At 73.7% G+C, this 3,902-nt stretch carries 3 protein-coding genes and 1 pseudogene; 3 read left to right on the forward strand and 1 reads right to left on the reverse strand.

Annotated features, from left to right (window positions below):
• Positions 1-787, reverse strand: a pseudogene (locus E7Z54_RS13245) (hypothetical protein); the annotation flags it as partial.
• Positions 788-817: 30 nt separating this feature from the next.
• Between E7Z54_RS13245 and E7Z54_RS13250 the strand changes: the two are divergent.
• The 3 genes from E7Z54_RS13250 to E7Z54_RS13260 all read left to right on the forward strand — a co-directional run.
• Positions 818-1,666, forward strand: coding sequence for a PP2C family protein-serine/threonine phosphatase (locus E7Z54_RS13250; protein WP_136434431.1), 849 nt, complete (start codon positions 818-820; stop codon positions 1,664-1,666).
• A complete protein-coding gene (locus E7Z54_RS13255; protein ID WP_136434433.1) occupies positions 1,663-3,393 on the forward strand; it encodes a hypothetical protein in 1,731 nt (576 codons plus the stop codon). The genes E7Z54_RS13250 and E7Z54_RS13255 overlap by 4 nt, the downstream gene beginning before the upstream one ends.
• 92 nt (positions 3,394-3,485) lie before the next feature.
• Positions 3,486-3,902 (forward strand): RDD family protein (locus E7Z54_RS13260; RefSeq protein ID WP_168798318.1); only part of this gene is annotated, 417 nt, incomplete at its 3' end.

Here is a 3,902-nt window from a genome sequence, read left to right on the forward strand (position 1 = left end):
CCGTCCGCCGCACGAAGTCGGTCGCGGCGCCCACCGCCGCGCTCTCGAGGAGGCGTGCCGACCGCGGCGCGCCCGCGACGTCCGGTGCCACGTCGACCGGCTCCAGGGTGGTCCGGCCGCCGCGCACGGCGAGGCCCACCTCGCCCGGAACAACGAGCAGCCCCAGGTTCGCCGAGCCGCCGGACACGAGGAGGCGGTGGGCGACCAGCACCTCCGCAGGGCTCTCGGCGTCCTCGAGCCGCAGCCCGATCCGGACCGACCCGGCTTTCGCCGTACCCCCCTGGGAGACCACGTGCTCGAGGAGCGTCCGGGCGGCATCCGGCAGAGCCTCGATCACCCCCATCACCTCCTCGACCGTCCGGGGCTGCGCCGAACGCGGCCGAAGCCCGCTGACGCCGGTCTCGGGCCCCCCGGTGAGCGCGTCTCCCACCCCGGTCAGCGCCCGCAGCCCCTCGGGGGAGTCCCACGCCAGCGCGAGGTCCCTCAGCCGAGCGATCGCGGCGACGACGTAGGACTCCGGCGCGTGCACGATCGAGACGAGTTCGGTGTCGGTGGTTTGGCGCGCCACGACGAGGGCATCTAGCACCGAGAGCTCGCCTCGGGTGAGGATGTCGAGTGCGCGTGCGATCGAGTTCCTGACCGCGGCGCGAGAGGCTAGTTGTCCGAAGTCGTGAGGGGCAGGGGTGGCAAGGTCGGGACGTTCCGAGAGCAGGCGCTGTAGCCGAGCGTCCGGCCACGACCGCAGCTGGTCGGCCAGCGAACGATGCCCGGTCGGATGTGCTCCCACGCCGGCCACGCTACAGAGGCCGACGACGGCATGAGTGGCGCCATCCAGGTCGAGCTGCACCACGGGTCGGCCACCGACGTCGGCCTCGTGCGTGAGGTCAACGAGGACGCGTACCTCGCCGACCCGCCCGTGTTCGTGGTCGCCGACGGCATGGGCGGGCACGACCGCGGCGACATCGCCAGCGCGTTGGTCGTCGAGGAGTTCTCCCGGCTGGCCGCCGACGGGTTCGACGCCCAGCGCGGCGCCGAGGCCGTCGCGGCGACGCTCGAGGCGGTGCAGGACCGGATCCTCGCGTACGACGCCGAGCAGCGCGCCGCAGGAGCGCCGTCGACGTTCTCGGCCGGCACCACGGCGGTCGTGGCGCTGCTGGTGGAGCAGGAAGGGGAGCCGCTGTGGCTGCTGGCCAACGTCGGCGACTCCCGCATCTATCGGGTCGCCGAGCGGCGCCTCGAGCAGGTGAGCGTCGACCACAGCCTCGTCCAGGAGCTGGTCGACACCGGCCAGATCAGTGCGGACGCGGCCGCCGTGCACCCGAGTCGCAACGTCATCACCCGCGCCCTCGGCGGCTCCGCCCTGCCCGGTGGCGTGAGCGGCGAAGCCGACTTCTTCCTGATCCCTCTGGCGTCCGCCGAGCGGCTGCTGCTCTGCTCGGACGGGGTCAGCGGGATGATCACCGACGACCAGATCGCTGCGATCCTCGCCGAGTGCGATGATCCTCGGGACGCGGCCGACAAGGTGGTCGCCGCCGCGGTCGCCGCGGGAGGTCGCGACAACGCCACCGCTGTCGTCGTCGATGTGGTGGGATTGAGCCACCAGAAGCCATACGACTCCGACGCGCAGCGGGTGAGTCTGGAGCAGAAGTTGGGAGCACTGCCGTGAGCGAGATCGACTCTGGCGCCGGCGACGCGTGGTCCTATCGCGCCGGCGCGTGGTTCGCGGTGTTCGGCAGCAAGGTCACGGTGCTCCTGCCGCCGTCGCAGAAGGACCAGGTCGTCTCGCTCTGGGCGCTCGTCGACGGTGGCGCAGGGTTCGACGAGGTGCTCGACGGGCTGCTCACCTCCGGGTTGAGCAAGCTGCCCGGATTCGTGCTGGTCAGCACCGACGGCGGACCGACCCGGGTGCTGCTGCGTGGCCAGGGCGTGACCGCGAGGCTGGCTGCCGACGGCGAGGACGTGATGCTCGACGGCGCCGCCGGCCACACCTGGGTGGAGCGCAGCATCGACGATGTGTCCGCCCTGACCGTGACCGTGCCCGAGGCCGAGGCGGAGGCCGGCGATGTCGGTCACCCGGGCGACTTCCGGATCCTGACCGGACTGGTCCGGGTCTCCCGGATCGATCGTCCGTCGGTCGCCGGCGACGCGGGCGAGGAGCTGCCCGCGGCACAGATGGCATCCCTCGACGCAGCACCGGACGCAGCACCGGACGCAGCACCGGACGCAGCACCGGACGCAGCTCCGGACGCAGCTCCGGACGCAGCACCGGAGCCGGAGTCGGCGCCCGAGGAGTGGGATCCGTTCGCCGACCGTTCTGCCGCCGGTGTCGGGATGGCCGGTGGCGTGCTGGCTGGCGGCGCCACGGCCGGTGGCGCGATGGCTGCAGGAGGCGAACCGGAGATCGAGGAGATCGCCGACGAGCCGAGCTCGCTCCAGGCGCCCGTCCCGGCCGAGGACGACGGCCCGCCGACCGAGCTGATGGCGTCGATCACCGGCGACCCGCTCACCGACCCCCTGCCAGCGGGCGAGCCCGCGCCGGGACAGGAGGAGGAGCCGCAGACCGCTCCGGACGGCTGGATCACCCCGTGGGACTCGCCTGCACCGCTGGCCGAGACGGGGGAGGCCGGCGCGGGCGACCGCGAGCCGATGGCGGACGAGCCCGCCGACCCCTACCAGTTCACCGACCAGTTCACCGACCAGGTCGAGGACGAGCACGCCCAGCAGCCCGACCGCCTTGCCGAGCCGGACACCCCCGCGTTCCCCCCGCCGACCTTCCCGCCCGCCGACAGCGCGACCGAGGTCGTCCCACCGGACTGGACCCCGCCGCCGCCCCCGAGCGAACCGGGCGTCAACGAGCCCGCGCCACTCGGCATCGGGTCGTGGGAGCCCATCGGCGGGAACTACCCGCCCCCGCCGCCCGTCCCTGCCTCGCCCGGCGGCGACGTCGACCACGACGGGCTGACCGTCGCAGGTGCGGGGGAGCAGCCGGCCTCGCCCGTTCCCGGGATCCCCGGCCAGCCACCCGCCCCGGCGGTCACCCAGCCGGTCGCCAAGCTGCTGATCTCCGACGGCCAGACGGTCGTGGTCGACCGCGCCGTGCTGATCGGCCGGGCACCGGAGGCCCGTCGCTTCACCTCGACCGAGCAGCCGCAGCTCGTCACCGTCCCGAGTCGTCTCCACGAGATCTCCTCCACGCACGTCGAGGTGCGCCCCGGCACCGGCGCGGACCACGGCACCGCTGTCGTCACCGACATGGGCTCCACCAACGGCACCGTCCTCGTCCAGCCGGGCCTCGGTCCTGAGGATCTCAAGCCGGGTATCGCGGTCCAGCTGATCCCGGGTGCGGTCATCAACCTGGGCGACGGGATCACCATCCAGGTCACCCGGCCCTGACGGGCCGTCGCTACTCGGAGCGCGTCCGGATGCCAGCAACCCCCCCGTCCTTCCCGCCGGTCCCACCAGTCCCACCGCGGCCCGAGGCCACGATGTTCCCGCCTGCGGAGCTGGACCGGCGGTTCTCGGCGTTCGCGCTCGACCGCGCCCTCTCGTGGGGCATCGCCGCCGTCGCCGGGTACGCCGTCTGGCGGCTCGCGGCACCCGACCGCTTCTGGGTCGCCGTGGCCACCTTCGCGGGTGTCGCGCTGCTGCTCGGTCTGGTGACAGCCATCCTCCTCGGCACGACCGGTCTCACGCCGGGGAAGGCCGCCGTCGGGCTTCGCGTCGTACGACGAACCGACGGCCGGCCCGTCGGCTTCCTTCCCGCCCTCGGGCGAACCCTGGCCCTCGGCCTCGGCGGGCTGCCGACCCTGGGCCTCGGCGTCGCCACCCTGGCGTGGACCGCCGCGATGGATCCGCAGCGGCGACGTCGCGGGCTGCACGACCGGATCGGCGACGCGGTCGTG

The sequence above is a fragment of the Nocardioides sp. genome, from assembly GCF_004803405.1.
Lineage (GTDB): Bacteria > Actinomycetota > Actinomycetes > Propionibacteriales > Nocardioidaceae > Nocardioides > Nocardioides vastitatis.

What these genes read in the sequence shown, in the direction of transcription:
- E7Z54_RS13250 (WP_136434431.1), top strand. Translation starts at nt 818, where the DNA reads ATGAGTGGCGCCATCCAGGTCGAGCTGCACCACGGGTCGGCCACCGAC.